This window comes from Arthrobacter sp. CC3 (genome assembly GCF_039907775.1).
Taxonomy (GTDB): Bacteria; Actinomycetota; Actinomycetes; order Actinomycetales; family Micrococcaceae; genus Arthrobacter.
The window spans coordinates 14,730-33,682 of record NZ_JARCCY010000038.1 but is presented as its reverse complement, the minus strand read 5'-3'; the positions used below and the strand labels follow the sequence as shown (position 1 = coordinate 33,682).

The window sequence follows — 18,953 nt, the reverse complement described above, 5'->3', positions numbered from 1 at the left end:
GTGGTCGGACAGGGGAATGAGGCGGTTTAGGTTTCGGGATCTTCGTTCAGGGCCTTGGGTTTGCGGAGCTTGAGCAGGGGGCTGAAGACGATCAGGAGGCCGAGGCCGATCAGGACCACGGCGATGGGGCGGTTGACGAAGATGCCGAAGTCGCCCTGGGAGATTTCCAGGGACTCCCGCAGGGAGCGCTCCATGAGGGGGCCGAGCACAAGGGTCAGCACCATGGGGGCCAGCGGGATATCCAGGTGCCGCAGGGCGAGACCGAGAAGGCCGAAGCCGATCATCACGAAAACATCGAAGACGCTGAAGTTGATGGTGTAGGCGCCGATGACCATAAAGAGCAGGATGAGGGCGGTCAGGATCGACGAGGGTACCCGGAGGATGGACGTCCACAGTCCCACCAGCGGCACGTTGAGCAGGAGCAGCAGGAGGTTTCCGATGAAGAGGCTCGCGATGATCGCCCAGGCAATTTCGGAATGTTCGGTGAAGAGGGTCGGGCCCGGTGTGAGCCCTTGCTGGAGGAAGGCCCCCATCAGCACGGCGATCGTCGGCGACGCAGGGATGCCCAGGGTGAACAGCGGGATCAATGCGGCGTTCGCGTGGGCGTTGTTTGCTGTTTCGGGGCCGGCGACACCTTCAATGGCGCCCTTGCCCAGCTCGTTGCGGTGGCGGGAGAACTTCTTTTCGGCGCCGTAGGCCAGCAGGGATGACACTGAGCCCGTCATGCCCGGGATGAGTCCCAGCCCGAAGCCGATGCCCGTGCCGCGGGCCATGGCCGGTGCGCTTCGGCGCCATTCCCTGCCGGTCGGGAGCAATGAACGCAGGTTCGGTGCATGCACCGCAGGGGCCTGCGAGTCCTTGCGGTAGGACAGGAGTTCCGAGAGCCCGAAGACACCCACGATCACGGCGACGAAGCTGACGCCGTCCAGGAGCCTGTCCATGCCGAAGGTAAACCGGGGGGCGCCCGCCACCGGGTCGATCCCGACCATGGCGATCAGCAGGCCCAGGGCACCGGAGATGACCGCTTTGACCATGGACTTGCCGGCGAGCGCGACCAGCAGGGAGATGCCGACCACCATCAGGGCGAAGAATTCCGGCGGCCCGACGAGCAGGCCCAGTTCCCCCAGCGGCTTGGCGGCGGCCACCAGGCCGATGGTCGCGATGGTTCCGCCGACGAAGGATCCCACGGCGGCGATGGTCAGGGCAGCCCCGGCCTTGCCCAGCTTCGTCATCGCGTAGCCGTCGATGGTGGTGATCGCTGAGGCAGCTTCACCGGGCGTGTTCAGCAGGACACTGGTGATGGTTCCCCCGTACGCGGTGCCGTAGAAGATGGCGCACAGCATGATGATCGCGCCGGTCGAATCCAGGTTCAGCGTGAGGGGTATGAGTAGCGCGACGCCGGCAACGGGTCCGATGCCGGGCAGGACGCCGATGATGGTGCCCAGCAGGCAGCCCAGGAAGGCAAAGAGCAGATTCTGCCAGGTCATGGCGGCCGCGAAGCCGCCGAGAAGTTCGTTGAGGGTATCCACGTCTAGAGTCCGATCAGGTTCAGCGGTGTGAAGGCCGAAACGGGAAGGGCGACGTTCAGGCCGTAATTGAAGGCATAGAACGCGCCGACGCTTCCGGCGAGGGCGATGATCAGCGACGACACCCAGGTCCGGCGGCCGCGCAGTTTCAGGTGGTACAGCAGGAACAGGAACATGCTTAGCTGAAAGCCCAGCAGGTCCATGAGGGACGCCAGGAGAACAAGGCTGACCACAACGGCGATCACCACGCCCCGGTCGATCCCCTCAGCCTTCCCGCTCGGCTGGCGCAACTCCTGGATCAGCCAGAGAGCTGACATCGCCACCAGCACTCCCCCCATGGCGAACGGGAACAGGCCGGGGCCGGGGCCCAGCGACGTCCAGAGGCCGAGGCCGACCGAGCTGACAAGGACATACACGCCGACGGCGGCGAACGCGCCGATGCCCGTGAGCACCGACGGAGCGACGCGCACGGCGCGCCCGGGTTTGGTCAGTAGTGACTCCGTTGTCATCGTTTCCTTCTTACGTTCCGTGATCATTCATTTCATAGAATGAAAGAATGTTTCGTCTGAAGAAATAGTGACAGGCGACACAAAGCATGTCAAGCGCAAGGAACTTACATAGAATGAAAGGATGACGGTGACTTCCACACACTCGGCCGGCTCTGCCGAAGAGGGCGGGGCGAAGGCCGGGAACATGCGTTCCCTCTCCAGGGCGCTGGAGGTCTTCGCTGAACTGCAGCGCGCGGAGCGGCCCCAGCGCCTGAGCGACCTGGCCAGGACTTGCGGGATGAGCCTGCCCACCACACTGCGGATCCTGCGCGTCCTTCAGGATTTCGGCATGGTCAGCCAGACCGACAAGTCCTACCGGATCGGGCCGGCCGTCCTCCCGGCAGCACGGAGCTATCTCGAGAACGATCCGCTCGTGGTCGCCTCCCGCCCGGTCCTGCAGCAGGTGGCCTCCCAAACCGGACTGACCGCATCGCTCTACACGCGGCTTGGTTTTGAGCGAATCCTCGTTGCGCGAGTCGACGGTGAAGCCCCCCTCCGCTACGACCTGCCCCTGGGCAAACGCCTCCCGCTCACCGTCGGGGCGGCGGGCAAGATACTCCTTGCCTCGGCGTCGGCCGAGGAACTGCAGCAGGCCGTGGGGGCGGCCATTGCGGCAGGCCACGAGGACGGCACGTTCACGGTCGAGGGGCTCCGCGCCCGGCTCCCCGAGGCAGGCACCGACTTTTCCTTTTCCGCAGACGAACGGGCTACCGGCGTGCTGTCAGTCGCCGTCGCGATACCCAACCGGTCCGGCCGCCCCAGCGAATCGATCGCTTTGACCAGCCCGGTGGAAACGGCCACCGAGCCCGCCCTCAAAGCCGCCGTGCCGGAGCTGCGGCGCGCTGCCGGCAGGCTATCGGAACTTCTCGAGGGCTCCGTTTACTAAGCGGGGACCGGGCAGCACCCGGCAGCCGTCCCAAGCGACACCCGATGTTAAATCCGGATGACGCGGCCGACCCGGGATTGGAACGGGGAGTTAACTCTTCCGAAACCCGCGGCCGTTCACTGTGATGAATCATGGTTTCACCACACTATTTGAGGAGAAACCATGGAACCCTTGACGGGCACACTCAGCACGGCCGGCGCCATCCACAAAGTTGAAGGCGGCTACATCGGCCTGCCGTCGATGAACGAACCCGGGTGCGACGCCGCCATCGGGGACTCCCTCTCGAACCCCGGCGGCTCGGCCATCAGCGCCGGGTTCTTCGAACTCAAGGCCTCGGAGCCCTTGGTGTACGAGTACACCTATGACGAAATGAAGGTGGTCGTGCAGGGGGAGTTCATCCTCACCGACCAGGCGACAGGGGACGTGACGCACGCCAAGGAACGCGATGTGCTGTTTTTCCCCAAGGGCACGACGGTCAAATTTGAGACCCCGGACTATGCGCTGGGCTTCTACACCGGCCACCGCTCGTTCGCACCGTAGGCCCCTCGATGTGTCCCATCGCCATGGCACCGGCCGCTGGCACCGGACCCGAAGCCGGCTTCCGCGGTGTCATCCGGGTGTCGTTCGGAACGGCAGCGGTCCCTGCGGCGGAAGGATCGGCCGGCATGGCCGGGCATGACGTCCGTTTCGATGCCGCGGACCGGGAAGCCCTCGCGAGCCTGATAGCCGTGCTTGAACAGGCCCGCGTCGGGGTCCGGCTGATACTCGCCGGTCCCCCGGCCGACGTCGCCGCAGCCGCCGCAGCGGCCGCTGCATGCGGACTGCTGGAGGAGGAGGTGACCCTGCTGGCCAACGAATCCGGGCGGAGGCTGGTCTTCTGCGCACACTGCCGCACCGCCAACACGACCGTTCAGGGAGTTGGCTCGGAGGTGGACTGTGAGGGATGCGCCACCACGCTGGCCTTCTCGGGCCACTTTTCCCGGCGCATCGGCGGCTACCTGGGATTCGCAGCCCATGCCGAGGAGGCAGCATGACCGCGACGGCACTCCAGGCCAAGGTTCATCCCGCGGTGGAGGGCGGCCTGCTGTTGGAGGTGGCGGATCTCAGCGTGCAGACGGCTTCCGTCACCAGCATCACCTTCACCGACCCGGCGGGGACGGCGCTGCCCGGCTATGTGCCGGGGAGCCACCTCGTGGTCCAGTACGGGGACGGCGCCAACGCCTACTCGCTCACGGGGTCCGGCAGGCACCCTTCCGAATACACCATCTCCGTGCTGCGGGTTGACGACGGCGCCGGCGGATCCCTTGCGATGCACCGGCTCGCGGTCGGGGACCTGGTCCGCGTTTCGCATCCGCGCAGCGCGTTTGCACCCGTGGCAACAGCCAGGCACCACCTGCTGATAGCGGCAGGAATCGGAATCACCCCGATGCTCTCGCACGCCCGGGCGGCCGCCGAACGGGACAGTGAGGCGACGCTGGTCTACGTTTACCGGCCCTGTCAGGGAGCACACGTACAGGAAGCGCGGGAGCTGCTGGGGCCGGCACTGGCCGAATGCACGGACCGTGGGAGCTTCCAGGAGGAACTAACGCGCCGGCTCACGGACCAGAAGCTCGGAACACATCTCTACGTGTGCGGACCTGCCGCGTTCATGGACACCGTCCTGGCCCGGGCCCGGGAGCTTGGCTGGCCGCAGGGCCGGCTGCATTCGGAGCCATTTGGCGCCGTCGAACTGGACCAGGGCGAGCCGTTCACGGTGAACCTGGCCCGCAGCGGCGTCACGCTGGAGGTCCCGGCGGGCGTTTCCCTGCTGGAGGCCCTTGAAAACGCAGGAAAAGGCGTCCCCAACATGTGCCGAAAGGGCGTCTGCGGCGAATGTTCCCTACCGGTCCTGCGCGGGGCACCCCTGCACCGGGACCTCTATTTGAGCGAGCAGGAAAAGTCCGCGAACACCACCATGATGTGCTGCGTGTCCCGCAGCCTGGACCAGGAATTGGAGTTGGACCTGTGAGTTCTAGCGTCATCGACGGCACTGCCGTCCTCCCCGAGCGGATTTCCCGCTTTCCCTTCCCGTTTCCCAGTGACAGCTACCGCTACAGCACCAACGTCGAGCCCGCCCTCAAGACGGTGGTGACGGAAGCGGGCGCCTGGGGCGGCCGCCTGCTGGACATCGATGAGCACTACCGTCACGAGCTCACGGAACGCGACGCGGTGCTGACCAGGGACCCCACCCGCCTGCAGGTCCTCCCCCACATGCGGCCCGCCGTGTGGGACGCCATCTCCACCCTGCTGCCGATTATGGCCGCGGAACACCCTGACGCCATGTCCTTCGACCGGGACGGAAACGCCTGCCGCTGGCAGAACACCCTGCAGGACCTCGATCTCGAGTTCACGCTGGGCGACGACGGTTCCTTGCCCGTGGAACCCTTGCGGTTCCTGGGCAGCCAGATCCAGGACGACATTGCGCTTCTTGACCAGCGCGAGGGCGCACTATGGCTCGACGCGGGACTCGTCACGTTCGCTGCTGACTGGTCCTTCGGTTTCGACGTCGGCATGAAGTTCCTCGAGGTCCACGGCCCCGTCCCCCGCGTGCACCAGGAACAGATCATCACGCGTGCGCAGCAATTCCTCCTGCGCCTGCAGCCCGGGGAAAAATACCGCAGGGCCAACTGGACCATGACCGTGGACCGCAGGCTGGACACCTCCACCGAAACCTACCCCCAGTGGGCCCGGGACCGCGCGACCGTGGCCGGCGACCCCGCCCTGCCGGACAGGCTCCACCTGCGGGTGGAAGTGCAGCACCTCATCCGGCTCCCCCACTCCGGGGCCGTCCTGTTCCTCGTCCGGACGCACCTGCTGTCCCTCTCGGACATTGCCCGGGTACCGGCATGGCGGGAACGCCTCGGCCGCGTCCTGGCCGAACTTCCGGAGGACATGGCCGAGTACAAGGGCATCAGCCGCTACCGCAGTGCGGCGTCAGCCTGGTTGCTGGGCACCTAAACGCGAGCGGACGACGGCGGGAATTCCCGCCGTCGTCCTCCTGCCCCTTTTGCGTGAAACATCAGGTGCAGACAGTCAGGCCCTGGCATGCTCGGCGAGGATTGCATCGATCTGGCCCGCGGCCTCCCGCATGCCTTCCTCCATGCCCATCTTGACCATCTCTTCCATCTGCTCTTCGGAATCGAAGGTGGACATGATGGTCATGCGGGTGCGGCCACCGATGTCCTCAAGGTCAACAGCGGCATGGGCACTGCCCATGGCATCCACGGGCGCTCCGGTTTCGTCAGCGAAGCCGTCATCAAATTCGAGCTTGCGCGGCGCCTCGATGGTTCTGAATTTCCACCAGCCTCGGGGCTTCTCGCCTTCGGGGGTGGTCATGTAATAGTCGGCCATCCCTCCGGGCTGGAAGTCGAACCGGTCAAACGTGGCCGGATAGTTGGGCGGGCCCCACCAGCGCTCAAGCTGCCGAGGGTCTTCCCAGATCTGCCAGACGCGTTCGACGGCGGCGTCGAACTCCGCCACGAGGGTCAAGCTGAGTGCCTCGAGATTCTTGGTGGAACTGATAACGGTCATTGCGGAACCCTTTCCTATCCTTCAGCGAGAATGTCTGCGATCCGCTCGGCACGCTGCCGCCAGATCGCCTCGTACTCATCGAGCAGCCGGCGGGCCTTCTGCAGGCCTTCATGATTACCCCGCACGATCTGCTCCCTTCCGCGCTTCTCCTTGGTGACCAGGGAAGCCCGTTCCAACACCGCCACATGCTTCTGGACGGCGGCGAAACTCATGGCGTAGAGGGCGGCGAGGCCGGAAACGGAATACTCGGCCACCGTGACCCGCCGGACGATATCGCGACGGGTGGCATCGGCGAACGCCTGGAACAGGCGGTCCACTTCGGCATCACTGAGCTGATCTACAACCATTTGGTTGTAGGATATGTCTGTCGTGTCCGGGTGTCAATGGGCAGCGGCTTGCTGGCACACTTGGCAGATGAAAGAGTCGCGGTCCCCTTCCCGACGGCCTGGAATCCGGGCGGCCATGTTTGTCGACTTCGACAACGTCTACACGGGCCTGCAGGCCCTCGATCCCCTGGCGGCGAAGCGCTTCGCCGAGGATCCCAAACACTGGGCGGACGCCTTGTCCGCCGGCGGCTCCGGGGAGAGTTCCCGCCGCTTCCTGATCCGGAACTGCTACCTGAATCCGGTGGTGTATTCGAAGTACCGGACGTACTGGACCCGGGCAGGTTTCCGCGTGATCGACTGCCCGTCACTGACGCAGCGCGGGAAGAGCAGCACCGACATCAACCTGGTACTGGATGCCATGGACACGCTGTCCGGCGGCGCCGGCATCGACGAGTTCTTCATCGCCTCGGCCGATGCCGACTTCACGTCCCTCATCCAGCGTTTCCGGGCCGCCGACAAGCTGACCACGGTCATCGCTGCGGGAGCCGTGGCCTTCGCCTACCGCGAGATGGCGGACAGCGTGGTGGAGTCCCACGACTTCGTGGCCATCCTCAACGGCACCACCGGCGAGCCCATCCGGGCCGTGGCGTCTGTCCAGCCGCCGCAGGTCCAGCCGGCCGCCAAAGCCAAGCCCAAGACCCTGTCGAAGACCGCTTCAGCCGCGGTCCGGGAGGTCTGCGACTTCGTTCGTGCCGCCCCTGGTCCGGTTGTCGGGGCCATGGTGGCCCACCGCGCCCTCACGGCGGACCCCTCCCTGAAGACGGACTGGGCAGGGTACGGAAAATTCGGGACCTGGGTGGCCCAAATCGGCAACAGCGTTGAATACTCCCCTTCACGGGGCGGCTGGGTCTGGGACGCGCAGCGGTTTTCCAGTGACGACCTGCCGGCGGATGCCGACGTCGAGCCCGGCATCGAGGAACGCGTCACCCGGGTGACGGACGTGCCCGCGCTCTCCGCAGCCCAGTTCCGGCAGCTGTTCCAGGCACTGGCGGCCAGGCTTCGGGAGCAGCCGGTCAGCCGCAACGAACTGTCCCGGCTGGTCCGGGATGACTGTGTCACCGCAGGCCAGCCCGTGTCCCGCGGCGCGGTGAACTTTGTCATCCAAGGCCTGGGCTACGTCAACTATCAGCTCAACGAAAACGCAACCCCGGAAGGGCTCGCGGCGGCCTGGACGGAGGACGTGGAGGAGCTGTGCCGGGTAGCGCTGATGGAGTTCGACGACGGCGAGAAAGCGGCCCTGCGGCGCTGGGCCAGCGGCGGCTACCTGGAGGGCTGATCCCTGACGCCTGCGATTGGGCCTAAGGTCCAAATACCCTAGCCGGCCGGCCCCATGCCGGCCTCCAGGGGCACTTCGGCGCTGGCGTTCTCCTCGGCTTCCGGCGCCTGCGGCTTGTAGACCCAGGCCACCAGCACCACGGAAATGATCATCAGCAGGAACCAGGCCCCCAGCTTGTCGAGCGAGACCATCTGCCAGCCGTCCACCTGGCTGGGGTAGAGCCAGGCCCCGGACCAGGTGGCGATGTTCTCGGCAATCCAGATGAACAGCGCCACCAGCAGGAATGCCAGGACCAGCGGCATCCGGAACTTCCTGCGGAACACCCGGAAGTGCATGACGCACCGTCCAAAGACGACCGCGACGGCGGCCAGCAGCACCCAGCGTGCGTCCCAGAGGTAGTGGTGGGTGAAGAAGTTCACGTAGATGGCCGCAGCCATGATGGCCGTGATCCACCGCCGCGGGTACCGGGCAAAGCGCAGGTCGAAGAGCCGGTAGACGCGCACCATGTACGAACCCACGGCCGCGTACATAAAGCCGCTGAAGAGCGGGACCGCCCCGATGCGCAGGACGCCCTCGGCCCCGTAGGACCAGGAGCCGACGTCCGTCTTGAACAACTCCATCACCGTCCCCACCAAGTGGAACAGGACAATGACCCTAAGCTCGCGGACCGTTTCCAGCCGTGTTGCCACCATCAGGATCTGGATGACGACGGCGGCGAGGGTCAGGAAGTCGTTCCGGGCCAAACCGGCGTCGTCCGGATACCAGAGGCGCGCTGCCAGAAGCACCGCGAGGAGCGCGGCGCCAAAGATGCACGCCCAGCCCTGCTTGAGGCCGAACACCACAAACTCGGTGAGCTTTGACCGGGCACCGCCGGCAGGCGCACTGTCCAGGAACCTGTGGGCCCGCTGATCGATCAAAAGCTCTACGGATGTGAAGCTCCGCACTGATCCCCCGTTTCGCTAGGCGGCGTCGAGCCTGCCCAGGCAGTAGTTCTTTGGCCAGTGCCGGACTCTGCGCGGCAGCCGTGGATACACCACCGCGGACCACCGCAGGGTGCGGTCGAACCAGCGGCCGTGACGTTCAGTCCACGGTAGCCCGAAACCTTGCCGCAACTGGTCCGGCAGAAGCCCCGCAGTGATGAAGCGGGCCAGCGGCATGACCACCCGCTGCCAGGTCCGGGGGTCTGCCGGATAGAGCAGGCTGCGGGCAACGCCCGACGTCACGGCATCGGCTTCCAGTCCCTGCAGGCACCCCTCCCAGTAGCTGCCGAATGCCGCGCGGTCAGCCGGCCACAGCTCCGCGGGAAGCTGCAAGGCCGTGCCGATTCTCGCGTAGTCCCGGTACATGTGGTCGGCGGCTTCGTCGTCCAGCGCGCCGTAGATCTTTTCGTAGATGGTGACGGCGGTGTCGTACAGGGTTGCCACCACCCAGAGCTGGGACTGCGCATCGAAGGCGCTGTAGCCCGCGGATCCTGCGTCAGGTTTACGGCGGACGGGGGCGTGGGCGCGGTTAACACTGCGGCGAACCGCTGCCACCTGGTCCTCGGTCCCGTACACCACGGCGTACACGTAGGTGAGGGTGGCGCGGAGGCGTTCGAGCGGACGATCGGCGAAGTTGCTGTGCTCGGCAACGCCGTGGCCCACCGCCGGGTTCGCAATTTGCAGCAGGATTGCCCGCCCTGCCCCGGCCAGCAGAACGCCTTCTGCTCCCATGTCGGCAAGTCCACGCACCATGCCCACACACTACCCGAGAGCCGACCCCCGCTGCCGCCGCGTATAGCCTAGGAACAGGAGGCAACATGACCGTTCGAAGCGCAGGCATCCTGCTGTACAGGTGGAACTCGGCTGCTCAGCTGGAAGTCTGGATAGCCCACATGGGCGGACCTTTTTGGGCCCGCAAGGACGAGCACGCGTGGTCCATCCCGAAGGGTGAATACTCCGAGGACGAGGATGCGCTGACGGCAGCCCTTCGCGAGTTCGCCGAGGAAATGGGCACTGCCGCACCGCCGGCGGACTATGTCGAACTGGGCGCTTTCAAGCAGCCCTCAGGCAAGGTCATCACAGCCTTCGCCGCGAGCTGGGACTTCCAGCCCGAAACCATTGTGAGCAACACCTTCCCGCTGGAATGGCCCAGGGGGTCAGGCATCATCAACCACTATCCCGAGATCGACGACGCCCGCTGGTTCAGCGGATCCGAGGCGCGCACCAAGCTGGTGAAGGGCCAGCTTCCCATCCTGGACGCCCTCGTTCAGCGGCTCAGGGACGGCACTTAGGCCCTAACCCGGACGGTCCGGAACGTCCCGCCGTCGTCGTTCATCACTTTTTCGGTTTGGCAGTCTTGGGTGCCTTGGGCGGCAGGGTAGCGACGTGGGCGAGCGCCCGGGCAACCCACGGCTCAAGCTCTTCCGCCGGGCCCTGCACCGGGAGCCCGACGTAGCCGCCCATGGGCCGTTCGGCGGGGCCGAAGGGCAGGGTCTCGCGGTTGTTCACCAGCTCGTCGCGGTCCGCATCCGCGAGCTTCAGGCCCAGGGTGGAACCGAAGAGCCCCGCGAACATGTTCCCGTTGACGAAGCCGCCCAGGTTCCCGAACATCGGCTTGATGTCAATGCCCGGCAGCCCTGCCAGCAACGATCTGAACTGCTCTTTGTCAGTTTCCGTTGCCTTTTCCATTTGCATGAGGGCGCCTTCCGGTCCGGGGCCTTCATTATCACCCGGCTACTCCTTGAAGGGGACCTTTTCCCAGGACAGGACGGCGGAGCCGGCGGCGTTGTTGGGCGCCACCGTGAACCTCACGTAGTTGGTGGCGTTGGCTGAGCCGTCCACGGTGATGCGCTGCAGATCATCCGCCGCTCCTTGGCCGTAGACCGTCAGCCACGGCGAGCCTTCGGCCAGCGGCCGGTTTTCCGCGTAGACGTGGCTGTCGCCGTTGATGAGGTACACCGGACCGTCGAAGCGGTTGGTTTCCTCGGTGACCGTCCGGACGATTTCACGGAAGCCCGACACCGATTCCGGATGCGCCGTGGCAGCGGCGAGCAGCGACGGATCGAACATATCCGCCTGGGTCATGAGCACTACTGCACGGTCGTGGCGGCGGGTTGCGTCCCGGAACGTGTCCCGCAGCTGTTCCAGGACGGCCTGCGTGCGGTGGTCCACTTCCGCCTGCTGCTCGGCCGTGACCGCGGTTTCGCCGATGCCGGTCCAGGGCAGGAGGGAGTTGTTGCTGCCCTGGACGTTGACCACGGAGAATGCCACGCGGTTCTTCGTGAAACGGACGTTTTCTGGCAGTCCGAGGTCCTCCTGAGTCTTCAGGGACATCGTCTCCCCGAGGGTCTTGCCGGGTTCGTTGAAGAAGACTTCCCGAAGCTTGTCCAGCCGTTCCAGCGGGTTGTAGGCGCCGTTGTTTCCGCGGTGGCAGTCCACCCATTCGTTGTCACCGGGCGTGTAGACCAGCGGGTGTTCGAAGGTGTCGAATTCGGCGCGGATGTGTTCGAAGTACTCATCCGAACAGACGGAGGACCCGTTTTTGATGTCGCCCACGTGGGCGACGAAGTCCAGGCTGCTGTCGGCGTTGATGTCCTGGATGCGGGCGGGGAATTTGGCAATTTCGGCATCGCCGTAGGGAATATCGCCGATGACGCCGAAGCTGAACGCCTGCTGCCGTGCATCGTCTTCACCGGCGTTGGCGGCAGCGGACGGGCCGGCAAACCCGGTCAGGGACATGAGGGCCACGAGGGCGGTGGCAGCGCTTTTCACGAGCACGGAGGTTCTCCTTGGTGCGTCTCAACGGGATCCCGCCCGGGCGGTCCGGCCGTGAGCGAGGGTGCCTAAAAAGCGTGCCCGTGGCGGACTAACGCGCGAGAACCGCACGGTATCGGGTCCATGAACAGTGGGTGTCGCGGCAGGACACTGCCGGCCCCTTGATGCCGCCTGAGAGAATGGCCCCATGGAGGTCGCCCTCGGACTGCTGGTTCTCGTGGCGGTGGTCTGTGCCGGGAGCGCCCTGGGCCGGAAGCTCAACGTCTCGGTGCCGCTGCTGCTGGTGCTGGCCGGTGTCGCGGGTTCGTTCCTCCCCTTCGTCCCGCAGATTGAACTGAACCCGGAACTGGTTCTCGTGGGGCTGTTGCCGCCGCTGCTGTACGCCGCCGCGCTGCGGACGTCCCTCTTTGATTTCGGCTCCAACCGCCGCGCCATCGGACTGCTCTCCGTGGGCTACGTCATCTTCGGAACGCTCGCGGTGGGCTTCGTGGTGTGGTGGCTGTTCCCTGAGATCCCGCTGGCCGCCGCGATCGCGCTCGGCGCCGTGGTGGCGCCGCCGGATGCGGTGGCCGCGACCGCCATCGCGCGGAAGGTGGGCATGCCGCGCCGGATTGTCACCATCCTCGAGGGTGAATCCCTGGTCAACGACGCCACGGCCCTGGTCTGCCTCCGTGCTGCCATCGCGGCCATCTCCGGGTCCGTGTCCGCCGCCGGGATCGCGGGCGGATTCCTGCTCGCTGCCGGTGGCGGCCTGGTGGTGGGTCTGGCCGCCGCCTACGTGCTGACCGTGCTCCGTAAACGGATCCGGAACGTCGCGATCAACACCTCGACGTCACTCGTGGCCCCGTTTGTCGCCTACCTTCCGGCCGAGGCGATCCACGCCTCCGGGGTGCTCGCCGTCGTCGTCACCGGGCTCGTGATGGGGACCAAGGCGCCGTCCATGCCCAACGGCGCCGCACGGCTGAGCCAGCGCAGCAACTGGAACACGGTGCAGTTCCTGCTGGAAAACTCCGTATTCCTGCTGATCGGGCTGCAGGTCCGGACCATCATCAACGGGGTCCAGGACGACTCACTGGGTGCGGGCCGGATCTGGGCCGGCTGCGCCGTGATCCTGCTGGCGGTGCTGGTGCTCCGGCCCGTGTGGGTGTTTCCGGCAACGTACCTGCCCCGGCTCATTCCGTCCGTCCGGCGGAAGGACCCCGCGCCGCCCTGGCAGTTCGCCGCGATCGTGTCCTGGGCCGGGATGCGCGGGGTGGTGACGCTGGCCGCGGTGCTGGTACTGCCCGCGGATCTGGAGCACCGGACCGTGCTGATACTGGCAGCGATGGTGGTGGTGGGCGGAACCTTGACGCTGCAGGGTTTCACCTTGCCCGCGCTGGTCCGGCTGCTCCGCGTGCAGGGTCCGGACCAGCGCGAGGACGCCCTCAACCAGGCCTCCTTGATGCAGCTTGCCACCTCCGCCGGAGTGGCCCGCCTGCAGGAATTGCGCACGGACAATGACCCGCCGGAGGTGGTGGCCATGCTGAAGCGGCGGACCCAGGAGCGCGGGCTGGCGGCCTGGGAGCGGCTTGGCCGGCCGACGTCGGAAGCCGCGACCCCCAGCCAGCGCTACGCCCAGCTGCGGCTTGCCATGCTGGAGGCTGAACGCGCCAAGGTGCTGGAGCTGCGGCGGGGCGGCGAGTATGCCCACGAGGTCCTCAGCGAAGTCCTGGACCGGCTGGACGTTGAGGAATCGATGCTGGACCTTTCACTGAACGAGCTGGACACTTCCGGTGAGGGCGGCGGGGAAGGCATCGCCCGGCCCGGCGGGGTGTGCGGTCACCTCGAGTCCGCCCGCTCCCCCGCCGTGCCCGCCGGCGCCTCGTGTGCGGACTGCATCCGGGAAGGCACGACGACGGTGCACCTCAGGATGTGCCTGGCCTGCGGCAACGTGGGGTGCTGCGATTCCTCCCCGGGGACGCACGCGTCCAGGCATTTCGAGGCGACCGGGCATCCCGTCATGCGGAGCATCGAGCCGGGCGAGGACTGGCGCTGGTGCTACAAGGACGACCTGCTGGGGTGATCCGGAATCAACTAGTGGTGGCCGCGCTGCGCCCCTAGCCACGGAGTAAACACTCGGCGAACAGCGGGGAAACAGGCGTCCGGAAAGCCCAATCCGCTACTGGCGGGGAGGAATACTGGAAGGCATGACTACCTTTACTCGTCGTCAAGTTCTGCGTTCAGCGGGGGTCGCTGCCGTGGCCGGAACCATGGCCACCGGCACTCCCGCTGGAGCGTTTTCAGCTTCCCAAAACGGCGCCTTTGGCCACGGGGTTGCCTCAGGAGACCCCATGCCGGACGGTGTGCTGCTGTGGACCCGCGTGACGCCCACCCCCGAATCACTACCCGGCAGTGGTGCCGGCCCGGACGTTTCCGTCCGATGGGAAGTATCCGCCGATCCCGCATTTACGAAAGTGGTGGCGCGGGGTACTGCCGCCACCGGCCCGGGCCGCGACCACACCGTCAAGGTCATTGCGGCCCGGCTCGCCCCCGGAGCGAGCTACTGGTACCGGTTCATTCTCGGACAGGAGATCTCACCGGTTGGCCGCACCCGCACGGCACCGGCGGCAGGCGCCCCGGTGGACCGGCTGAAGTTCGGCGTCGTGTCCTGCGCCAACTGGCAGGCCGGCTACTTCTCCTCCTACCGCCACCTCGCAGCCCGCGGGGACCTCGACGCGGTGCTCCACCTCGGCGACTACCTTTACGAATACGGGCCGGGCGAATACCAGGCCCGCGACGTCGTGGTCCGTCCCCACGACCCCGCACATGAGATGACCCAACTTGCCCATTACCGCCGCCGTCACGCCCAGTACAAAACCGATGCCGACCTTCAAGCCCTGCATGCCGCCGCCCCGTTCATCGTGACCTGGGACGACCATGAGTCGGCCAACGACGCCTGGAAGGGCGGCGCCGAGAACCACACCGAGGGCGCCGAAGGTGCGTGGAGCGGTCGGTTTGCCGCCGCGCACCAGGCGTACGCCGAGTGGATGCCGGTGCGCTACGAACCGGGCGGCCAGATGTACCGTCGGCTGGACTTCGGCTCGCTGGCCAGCCTGTCCATGCTTGACCTCCGTTCCTACCGGGACCAGCAGGCGGCCAACGGCATGGACCCCTCGATCAGCAGCACCGCCCGGACGATCACCGGCGCCGCCCAGATGGACTGGCTGCTGGGCAACCTCAAGTCCACGGGCCCGCAATGGAAACTCGTGGGCAACCCGGTCATGATTGCCCCCGTCCGGGTGCCCTCGACCCTGAGCACTGCCGAACTGGCCGGCGTCCAGAAGCTGATGGGCGGAACGAGCATCAGCGGCGTGCCTTACAACGTGGACCAGTGGGACGGCTACGAGGCCGACCGGAACCGTGTGGTCCGCCACCTGCGGGACAACGCCGTCAAGGACACCGTTTTCCTCACCGGCGACATCCACTCCGGCTGGGCCTGCGACATCCCCGCCGATCCGGCCAGCTACCCGGCCACCGGCGATTCCGTGGCCGCGGAACTGGTCTGCACGTCCGTCACGAGCGACAACCTCGATGACATCCTGAACGTTCCGCCCAGGACCGGGTCGGTCGCCGTCGAGAACGCCATCAAGGCGGCGAATCCGCACGTGAAATACCTCGATTTCGATTCGCACGGCTACTCCGTCCTGGACGTGACGGCCGCCGGAGTCCGGATGGACTGGTACGTCCTTGCCGAACGCACCTCAGCCAGTTCCGGATCCGCTTTGTCCACATCGTTCAACGTTCAGGCCGGCACCGGCAAGGTCACGCCGGTCCAGGGAGGACTCCAGTGAGCCGTTCACCGCAGCAGCGTACGCCCGCCGTCAACAGACGGTCGACGCCGGGACGCCGGCAGTTCCTGAAGTTCGCCGCTACCGGAGGTGCCGCCGTCGTCCTTTCCTCCGCGCAAGGAGCGGCGTGGGCAGCAGCGGCGGCGGGACGGACCCGGAGCTACGTGCTCGTGGTGGACGGCTGCCGCCCGGACGAGATCACGTCCGCCCTCACCCCGAGGCTGGCTGGCCTGCGGGCGGCCGGAACGAATTTCCCGGCGGCACGGTCCCTCCCGGTTATGGAGACCATTCCCAACCACGTGATGATGATGACCGGGGTCCGCCCTGACCGCTCGGGCGTTCCGGCCAACGCGATTTTCGACCGGGCCGGGGGCGTGGTCCGCGACCTCGACCGGCCCACGGACCTGCACTTCCCCACCCTCCTCGACCGGCTGCAGGGGCGAGGGCTGACCACCGGCTCGGTACTGAGCAAGAAGTACCTTTACGGTATCTTCGGCACCCGGGCCAGCTACCGCTGGGAACCCCAGCCGCTGCTGCCGGTCACCGGCCACGCGCCCGACGCCGCCACGATGGACGCGCTGCTCGCGATGGTGGGCGGACCGGACCCGGACTTCGTCTTCACCAACCTCGGCGACATTGACCGCGTGGGGCACTCCGATCTCACGGGCACCACGCTGCGGGCGGCGCGTGAGGCAGCCCTCGCCGACACAGACGTGCAGGTGGGGCGATTCATCGACCACCTCAAGGGCACCGGAAAGTGGGATTCCAGCGTGGTGATGGTCTTGGCGGACCACTCGATGGATTGGTCCCTCCCCAGCAATGTCATTTCCATCGACCTGATCCTGCAGTCGCGCCCGGAGCTGCAATCCAACGTCAAAATCGCCCAGAACGGCGGGGCGGACCTGCTCTACTGGACCGGCGCCGAAGCCGATCGCGCCTCAGGCCTGGCCGCCGTCGAGCAGCTGGTCGCGGCGCATGAGGGCGTCCTGGCCGTGAACCGGCCCGCAGATTTGCGCCTCGGGGCCGAGGCCGGCGACCTCGTGGCCTACTGCCGCGCAGGCTGGCGTTTCTCCGACCCGTACGTGGCTTCCAACCCCATCCCGGGCAACCACGGGCATCCCGCCACCGAGCCCATTCCGTTCTTTATCTCCGGCGGCAGCCCACTGGTGGTTCCGGGGTCGGTGTCTTCGGAGCCCGCGAGGACTGTTGATGCCGCACCGACCATCGGCGACATTTACGGACTCACGGCACCGGATGGCGGGTACGACGGAACCTCGCGGTCCAGCGCCCTGAGGCTCTGACCTACGTAAGCGGACGACGACGGCGGCACTCCGGTGAGTGCCGCCGTCGGGCATTTTCCGGGTGGTGCGGTCAGCCGAACAGCCAGGCCGCTCCCAGGAGGAGCGGGACCGCCAGAACCGTGGTGAACACGGCCGTTGACTGCGCGATGCCCTGGCCCGCGCCGTAGCGGACCGAGTAAAGCACCACATTCTGCCCGGTGGGAAGGATCGCGCAGGCCGTGACCACGAAGGTGCTGAACGCGTCGAGGTGGAAGACGAACGCGGCCAAGGCCCAGGCGAGGAGCGGTTGAACGGCGGATTTGAGGACCACGGCGATAGTGGTCGGCACACGGTCGCCGGGCCCCGGCCGGACAGAGAGTCCGTGGAGCGACATGCCAAAAATGATCAGCATCAGCGGGACCGCGAGCTGTGCCACCAGTGCCAGTGGATCCAGGACCAGGCTGGGCACTTCAATCCCCGCGGCGCTGACCAGCACGCCAAGGATGGCTGCCACCGTTACCGGATTGCGGAACGGAATGGACAGGATGCGCCAGATGGAAACATGCTTTCCCGCCGGATCCGTAAGGTCCAGGATGGTCAGGGCAATGGGCGTCAGGATGGCCAGCTGGAACAGCATGATGGGCGTGACGTAGGTGGCGCTGCCGAGGATGTAGAGCGACAACGGAACACCCAGGTTGGTGGAATTGACGATGCCCACGGACAGCGCGCCGATGGTGGTGCGCCGGACACCCCAGCGGCCAATCGCCCCCGCAACGGTGAACACGAGCATGACGGCGACTGCTGTCGCCACGGAGATCAGGCCCGTGCTGCTCAGGACGTCGGAAATGTGCCGGGACGCAATGGCGGAGAACATCAGGCAGGGCAGCCCCACCATGAAGGTCAGGGTGGACAGCACCTTGCTCCCCTGCGGGCCCAGTGCCTTGGTCCTGCCGAGGATGTAGCCGATGAGCAGCACCACGCTGACCACAAAGAAACCCTTGAGGACTCCGTCCAAACCGTTTTCCTCAATCTTTTCTGCTGGAGGGCCGGCTGATGACGCAGGCTGACTGGGAACGGGTCAAGCCTATAGGGGCCGCCGGATCAGGCAGATTCTGCGGCGTAACCTTGAGGCATGACGGCAAGCTACAGGTATGACGTGGAGGTCCTGCATCTGCTGGTGTCTCCGGCGCACGCCTACTTCGGCCGCGCCCGCGAGGGTGCAGCCGACGTCCCCACCACCGATGCCGAGCGGGTTGAACTGGTGGCGGGCAAAGGCATTGTGGGCGACCGGTTCTTCGGGAAGGCCGCCCATATGGATGCCGCCGTCACACTCTTCGCCGTCGAGGCGCTCGAAGCCATGGCCGCAGAGCTGGGGGCCGGCCCCTTTGACCCGCTGCTGACGCGGCGCAATGTGGTCCTCAGGGGTGCAGACCTGGCACCGTTGCTGGGCGGAGAATTTGTGCTGGAATCACGCGGGGACGTTGTCCGGTTGAAGGCCGGGCGGCCCGCCCACCCCTGCGCCTGGATGGACCAGGTGCTCGCCCCGGGCGCCCACAAGGCGATGCGCGGGCGGGGCGGGGTCCGCTGCCAGGTGCTCTCGGGCGGCATCCTGCACCGCGGCCCGGCGGTGCTGGTCAGCCCCGTTCCGCTCGACCCCGACCGCGCAGGCACGCCCACTCTGCTCCGGCCGTCACGGCTGCCGTAGCGCGGCAGGCACAACGGAAGCGGACGACGGCGGGAGGTCCCGTCGTCGTCCGCGTGCCGCTTGCTGTCCTTAGAGTCTGTGATGCTCCGGAGCGGCCGGCACGGCCCCGCCGGTTCCAGCTTTGCCGGCCGGTTGGCCTGCGCCAGTGCCCTGACGCCGCGGCGCAGCAAGGTTGTTGATCCTTCGGGCCCGTG

General features: G+C 66.6%; 20 protein-coding genes. 11 read left to right on the top strand and 9 right to left on the bottom strand.

Going from position 1 to position 18,953, the window contains the following annotated elements:
• Positions 1-26 precede the first annotated feature (26 nt).
• Together PV761_RS18945 and PV761_RS18940 are read right to left on the bottom strand one after the other, a co-directional pair.
• Complete coding sequence (locus tag PV761_RS18945; protein ID WP_347899147.1) at positions 27-1,529, bottom strand: tripartite tricarboxylate transporter permease; 1,503 nt, start codon at positions 1,527-1,529, stop codon at positions 27-29.
• Between the two features lie 2 nt (positions 1,530-1,531).
• Positions 1,532-2,035 (bottom strand): tripartite tricarboxylate transporter TctB family protein, encoded by a 504-nt coding sequence (locus PV761_RS18940; RefSeq protein ID WP_347899145.1) that lies wholly within the window; start codon positions 2,033-2,035, stop codon positions 1,532-1,534.
• Positions 2,036-2,156: 121 nt separating this feature from the next.
• Between PV761_RS18940 and PV761_RS18935 the strand changes: the two genes are divergently transcribed.
• From PV761_RS18935 to PV761_RS18915, 5 genes are all read left to right on the top strand, one after another.
• Positions 2,157-2,960 carry an IclR family transcriptional regulator gene (locus PV761_RS18935; protein ID WP_347899143.1) on the top strand — a complete coding sequence of 268 codons (804 nt, stop codon included), beginning with the start codon at positions 2,157-2,159 and terminating at the stop codon, positions 2,958-2,960.
• 162 nt (positions 2,961-3,122) lie between these two features.
• Positions 3,123-3,500, top strand: a complete 378-nt coding sequence (locus tag PV761_RS18930) for a cupin domain-containing protein (RefSeq protein WP_347899141.1) — start codon at positions 3,123-3,125, stop codon at positions 3,498-3,500.
• A 23-nt stretch (positions 3,501-3,523) separates the two neighbouring features.
• A complete protein-coding gene (locus tag PV761_RS18925) occupies positions 3,524-3,994 on the top strand; it encodes a dimethylamine monooxygenase subunit DmmA family protein (protein ID WP_347899139.1) in 471 nt (156 codons plus the stop codon).
• Positions 3,991-4,968 (top strand): PDR/VanB family oxidoreductase, encoded by a 978-nt coding sequence (locus PV761_RS18920; protein WP_347899137.1) that lies wholly within the window; start codon positions 3,991-3,993, stop codon positions 4,966-4,968. Before PV761_RS18925 ends, PV761_RS18920 begins: the two co-directional genes overlap by 4 nt.
• Positions 4,965-5,957 carry a DUF3445 domain-containing protein gene (locus PV761_RS18915; RefSeq protein WP_347899135.1) on the top strand — a complete coding sequence of 331 codons (993 nt, stop codon included), beginning with the start codon at positions 4,965-4,967 and terminating at the stop codon, positions 5,955-5,957. Before PV761_RS18920 ends, PV761_RS18915 begins: the two co-directional genes overlap by 4 nt.
• Positions 5,958-6,032: 75 nt before the next feature.
• On the opposite strand, the gene PV761_RS18910 is transcribed toward PV761_RS18915, so the two are convergent.
• Both PV761_RS18910 and PV761_RS18905 read right to left on the bottom strand, forming a co-directional pair.
• Positions 6,033-6,530 (bottom strand): SRPBCC domain-containing protein, encoded by a 498-nt coding sequence (locus tag PV761_RS18910; RefSeq protein WP_028269850.1) that lies wholly within the window; start codon positions 6,528-6,530, stop codon positions 6,033-6,035.
• A gap of 14 nt (positions 6,531-6,544) precedes the next feature.
• Positions 6,545-6,877 (bottom strand): metalloregulator ArsR/SmtB family transcription factor, encoded by a 333-nt coding sequence (locus tag PV761_RS18905; protein ID WP_347899132.1) that lies wholly within the window; start codon positions 6,875-6,877, stop codon positions 6,545-6,547.
• A gap of 115 nt (positions 6,878-6,992) precedes the next feature.
• Here PV761_RS18905 and PV761_RS18900 point away from each other — a divergent pair, with 115 nt between their 5' ends.
• Positions 6,993-8,192: an NYN domain-containing protein gene (locus PV761_RS18900; RefSeq protein ID WP_231511097.1), complete on the top strand. Its 1,200-nt coding sequence runs from the start codon at positions 6,993-6,995 to the stop codon at positions 8,190-8,192.
• Positions 8,193-8,230: 38 nt separating this feature from the next.
• On the opposite strand, the gene PV761_RS18895 is transcribed toward PV761_RS18900, so the two are convergent.
• Together PV761_RS18895 and PV761_RS18890 are read right to left on the bottom strand one after the other, a co-directional pair.
• Positions 8,231-9,136 carry a DUF817 domain-containing protein gene (locus PV761_RS18895; RefSeq protein ID WP_347899130.1) on the bottom strand — a complete coding sequence of 302 codons (906 nt, stop codon included), beginning with the start codon at positions 9,134-9,136 and terminating at the stop codon, positions 8,231-8,233.
• Between the two features lie 15 nt (positions 9,137-9,151).
• A complete protein-coding gene (locus PV761_RS18890; protein ID WP_028269835.1) occupies positions 9,152-9,925 on the bottom strand; it encodes an oxygenase MpaB family protein in 774 nt (257 codons plus the stop codon).
• Between the two features lie 65 nt (positions 9,926-9,990).
• Between PV761_RS18890 and PV761_RS18885 the strand changes: the two genes are divergently transcribed.
• Positions 9,991-10,464 carry an NUDIX domain-containing protein gene (locus PV761_RS18885; RefSeq protein WP_347899127.1) on the top strand — a complete coding sequence of 158 codons (474 nt, stop codon included), beginning with the start codon at positions 9,991-9,993 and terminating at the stop codon, positions 10,462-10,464.
• A 43-nt stretch (positions 10,465-10,507) separates the two neighbouring features.
• Here PV761_RS18885 and PV761_RS18880 read toward each other — a convergent pair whose 3' ends face one another.
• Both PV761_RS18880 and PV761_RS18875 read right to left on the bottom strand, forming a co-directional pair.
• The gene (locus PV761_RS18880; RefSeq protein WP_347899125.1) at positions 10,508-10,867 is read right to left on the bottom strand and encodes a TfoX/Sxy family protein; all 360 of its coding nucleotides are present in this window, start codon (positions 10,865-10,867) and stop codon (positions 10,508-10,510) included.
• A gap of 39 nt (positions 10,868-10,906) precedes the next feature.
• Positions 10,907-11,950: a metallophosphoesterase gene (locus PV761_RS18875; RefSeq protein WP_347899123.1), complete on the bottom strand. Its 1,044-nt coding sequence runs from the start codon at positions 11,948-11,950 to the stop codon at positions 10,907-10,909.
• Between the two features lie 184 nt (positions 11,951-12,134).
• Here PV761_RS18875 and PV761_RS18870 point away from each other — a divergent pair, with 184 nt between their 5' ends.
• The 3 genes from PV761_RS18870 (at position 12,135) to PV761_RS18860 (ending at position 17,075) form a co-directional block, all read left to right on the top strand.
• Positions 12,135-14,009: a Na+/H+ antiporter gene (locus tag PV761_RS18870; protein ID WP_347899121.1), complete on the top strand. Its 1,875-nt coding sequence runs from the start codon at positions 12,135-12,137 to the stop codon at positions 14,007-14,009.
• Between the two features lie 124 nt (positions 14,010-14,133).
• Positions 14,134-15,777, top strand: a complete 1,644-nt coding sequence (locus PV761_RS18865) for an alkaline phosphatase D family protein (protein ID WP_347899119.1) — start codon at positions 14,134-14,136, stop codon at positions 15,775-15,777.
• Positions 15,774-17,075 (top strand): alkaline phosphatase family protein, encoded by a 1,302-nt coding sequence (locus PV761_RS18860; RefSeq protein ID WP_347899117.1) that lies wholly within the window; start codon positions 15,774-15,776, stop codon positions 17,073-17,075. Before PV761_RS18865 ends, PV761_RS18860 begins: the two co-directional genes overlap by 4 nt.
• A gap of 70 nt (positions 17,076-17,145) precedes the next feature.
• Here PV761_RS18860 and PV761_RS18855 read toward each other — a convergent pair whose 3' ends face one another.
• Positions 17,146-18,069: an AEC family transporter gene (locus PV761_RS18855; RefSeq protein ID WP_347899115.1), complete on the bottom strand. Its 924-nt coding sequence runs from the start codon at positions 18,067-18,069 to the stop codon at positions 17,146-17,148.
• A gap of 117 nt (positions 18,070-18,186) precedes the next feature.
• Between PV761_RS18855 and PV761_RS18850 the strand changes: the two genes are divergently transcribed.
• Positions 18,187-18,759 carry an MOSC domain-containing protein gene (locus tag PV761_RS18850; protein WP_347899113.1) on the top strand — a complete coding sequence of 191 codons (573 nt, stop codon included), beginning with the start codon at positions 18,187-18,189 and terminating at the stop codon, positions 18,757-18,759.
• The last annotated feature ends 194 nt before the right edge of the window (positions 18,760-18,953 follow it).

What these genes read in the sequence shown, in the direction of transcription:
- PV761_RS18940 (WP_347899145.1), bottom strand. Translation starts at nt 2,035, where the DNA reads ATGACAACGGAGTCACTACTGACCAAACCCGGGCGCGCCGTGCGCGTC.
- PV761_RS18935 (WP_347899143.1), top strand. Translation starts at nt 2,157, where the DNA reads ATGACGGTGACTTCCACACACTCGGCCGGCTCTGCCGAAGAGGGCGGG.
- PV761_RS18930 (WP_347899141.1), top strand. Translation starts at nt 3,123, where the DNA reads ATGGAACCCTTGACGGGCACACTCAGCACGGCCGGCGCCATCCACAAA.
- PV761_RS18925 (WP_347899139.1), top strand. Translation starts at nt 3,524, where the DNA reads ATGGCACCGGCCGCTGGCACCGGACCCGAAGCCGGCTTCCGCGGTGTC.
- PV761_RS18920 (WP_347899137.1), top strand. Translation starts at nt 3,991, where the DNA reads ATGACCGCGACGGCACTCCAGGCCAAGGTTCATCCCGCGGTGGAGGGC.
- PV761_RS18910 (WP_028269850.1), bottom strand. Translation starts at nt 6,530, where the DNA reads ATGACCGTTATCAGTTCCACCAAGAATCTCGAGGCACTCAGCTTGACC.
- PV761_RS18905 (WP_347899132.1), bottom strand. Translation starts at nt 6,877, where the DNA reads ATGGTTGTAGATCAGCTCAGTGATGCCGAAGTGGACCGCCTGTTCCAG.
- PV761_RS18900 (WP_231511097.1), top strand. Translation starts at nt 6,993, where the DNA reads ATGTTTGTCGACTTCGACAACGTCTACACGGGCCTGCAGGCCCTCGAT.
- PV761_RS18890 (WP_028269835.1), bottom strand. Translation starts at nt 9,925, where the DNA reads ATGGTGCGTGGACTTGCCGACATGGGAGCAGAAGGCGTTCTGCTGGCC.
- PV761_RS18885 (WP_347899127.1), top strand. Translation starts at nt 9,991, where the DNA reads ATGACCGTTCGAAGCGCAGGCATCCTGCTGTACAGGTGGAACTCGGCT.
- PV761_RS18880 (WP_347899125.1), bottom strand. Translation starts at nt 10,867, where the DNA reads ATGCAAATGGAAAAGGCAACGGAAACTGACAAAGAGCAGTTCAGATCG.
- PV761_RS18870 (WP_347899121.1), top strand. Translation starts at nt 12,135, where the DNA reads ATGGAGGTCGCCCTCGGACTGCTGGTTCTCGTGGCGGTGGTCTGTGCC.
- PV761_RS18865 (WP_347899119.1), top strand. Translation starts at nt 14,134, where the DNA reads ATGACTACCTTTACTCGTCGTCAAGTTCTGCGTTCAGCGGGGGTCGCT.
- PV761_RS18850 (WP_347899113.1), top strand. Translation starts at nt 18,187, where the DNA reads ATGACGGCAAGCTACAGGTATGACGTGGAGGTCCTGCATCTGCTGGTG.